The 2386-nt window shown below is 35.2% G+C and carries 2 protein-coding genes; both read right to left on the reverse strand.

Translation table 11 applies throughout. The features are described from left to right. Positions 1-194 precede the first annotated feature (194 nt). On the reverse strand, positions 195-1112 hold the full coding sequence (argF, locus tag KJ849_05655; GenBank protein MBU2600040.1) for an ornithine carbamoyltransferase: 918 nt from the start codon (positions 1110-1112) through the stop codon (positions 195-197). 6 nt (positions 1113-1118) lie between these two features. Next, positions 1119-2345: an aspartate aminotransferase family protein gene (locus KJ849_05660; GenBank protein MBU2600041.1), complete on the reverse strand. Its 1227-nt coding sequence runs from the start codon at positions 2343-2345 to the stop codon at positions 1119-1121. Positions 2346-2386: the final 41 nt, after the last annotated feature.

Genomic DNA, 2386 nt, shown 5'->3' on the forward strand with positions numbered 1-2386 from the left:
AGTCGATTTTCTGCTTGGTCAAATCAAAAGAAAATTACTTATCTTGGAGCAAATAAGTTAAGATAGCTTCTCCGGTATAAAGTCGATTTTCTGCTTGGTCAAATCAAAAGAAAATTACTTATCTTGGAGCAAATAAGTTAAAATAGCTTCTCCGGTATAAAGTCGATTTTCTGCTTGGTCAAATCAAAAGAAAATTACTTATCTTGGAGCAAATAAGTTAAAATAGCTTCTCCGGTATAAAGTCGATTTTCTGCTTGGTCAAAAACAATAGAATTTTTACTTTCTATTACTTCGTCAGTAATTTCTTCACCTCGATGAGCAGGAAGGCAGTGCATAATGAGAACATCTTTTTTAGCTAACTTAACTAAATCTTGACTTAATTGAAATCCAGAAAAAGCCTTTTTTCTTTCTTCAGTTTCTTTTTCTTGGCCCATGCTTGTCCAAACATCGGTATAGAGGACATCAGCTTCGGAAATTACTTCTTCTGGCACTTCACAAAGTTTTACCGTAGAGGCCCCTTTAGAGATTTCTTTAGCATAAGCCAATATCTCTTGATCTGGTTTATAGGCAGGAGGAGTAACAATAGTAATATTAAGGTTCATTTTAGCCCCGCCAATTAGCCAAGTATTAGCAATATTGTTTCCATCGCCAACATAAACTAGATTGATGTTCTTAAGTTGACCTAATTTCTCTTGAATAGTCATTAAGTCGGCTAATATTTGACAAGGATGAAGTAAATCCGATAGAGCATTGATCACTGGGACTGAAGAATATTCGGCCATTTGAAGAAGAATTTCATGAGAAAAGGTTCGAGCAATAATACCATTAACATAACGAGACAACACTCTGGCGATATCAGGAACAGTCTCTCTTTTGCCTAATTGGACTTCTTGATGTCCCAGGCAGATAGAAACTCCTCCTAAACGGTGAATACCTACTTCAAAAGTTACTCGAGTTCGGATTGAAGGTTTTTGAAAGACTAAAGCTACCGTCTTTCCTTTTAAGATCTTTAACTTCCGCCGGTCTTTTTTATACTTGAAGGATAACTTAATAAGTTCTTCAATCTCGCTTTTCTCAAAATCTTCTAAAGAAAGAAAGTTTTTTTGTTTCATTAGAATTTAATCCTTAATGGTCTCATTATTATTTAAAACTTTATCGAGTATATCTAAAGCTTGGTCTACTTCTTTATTGGTAATAATCAAAGGAGGCAAAAGACGCAACACCTTTTCACAGGTGCAATTAATTATCAGCCCTTCTTTTAAACAATCTTTTACTATTTTATCTCCCTTGATTGTTAATTCTAAGCCGATCATTAATCCTTGACTTCTAATCTGCTTAAGGATCAAATTGTATTTTTTAGCCAATTCGTGAAGTCTGGCCAGCAGATAAGTGCTAACCTTCTTTACTCTTTCTAAGATATCTTCTTTAATGATCGTATCTAAGACTGCCCAACCCGTAGCAGCCGCTAAAGGATTTCCTCCAAAAGTAGAAGCATGTTCTCCAAAACTTAAACAAGAAGTAAATTCTTCCTTTACAATCATCGCTCCTATGGGGAAACCATTACCCAGGGCTTTAGCTAAGGTAATTACATCTGGAGTTAATTCCCGATAGTTTTGAAAGCCAAACATCTCTCCAGTTCTTCCTATGCCTGTTTGAACTTCATCAAAGATTAATAAAATACCTTGTTGGTTGCAAATCTCTCTTACTTCTTTGAGATAAGAAGCCTCAGCAATATTTACCCCTCCTTCTCCTTGGATAACTTCTAAGATTATCGCGGCTGTAACCGGGGTAATCTTATTCTTAAGATCTGTTAAATCATTAAATCGGCAATACCTAAAGCCTTCAGGCAAAGGCTCAAAGCCTTGATGAAATTTAGTCTGAGCAGTAGCGGTAAGAGTAGCTAATGTCCGACCGTGGAAGGAGTTTTCAAGAGTAATAATTTCATATTTATCTCCAGTTATTTTTCCATGTTTTCGAGCTAACTTTATCGCTGCTTCATTAGCTTCGGCTCCACTATTGCAAAAAAAGACTTTTCCTGGAAAAGATAATTGAATTAATCTTTTAGCTAAATTGATCTGAGGAACAGTATAAAATAAATTTGAAGTATGCATTAAGATAGAAGCTTGTTCTTTAATAGTCTCTACTATTTTAGGGTGGCTATGGCCTAAGTTACATACTGCTAACCCCGAGGTAAAGTCAAGATATTCCTTGCCTTGAGCATCCCAAACCAAGGCTCCTTTTCCTTTTAAAATAGAGATAGGATAACGACGATAAGTTTGAAGAATATACTTTTCTTCTTCTTCTTTGATTAATTCATCTTTATTGGATAGATCTAAGTCCTTCATCTTTTAATTTTTGCCTCATCATTCTTTGATAACTTGAGTGC

The organism is bacterium (genome assembly GCA_018830565.1).
GTDB lineage: Bacteria > UBA9089 > JAHJRX01 > JAHJRX01 > JAHJRX01 > JAHJRX01.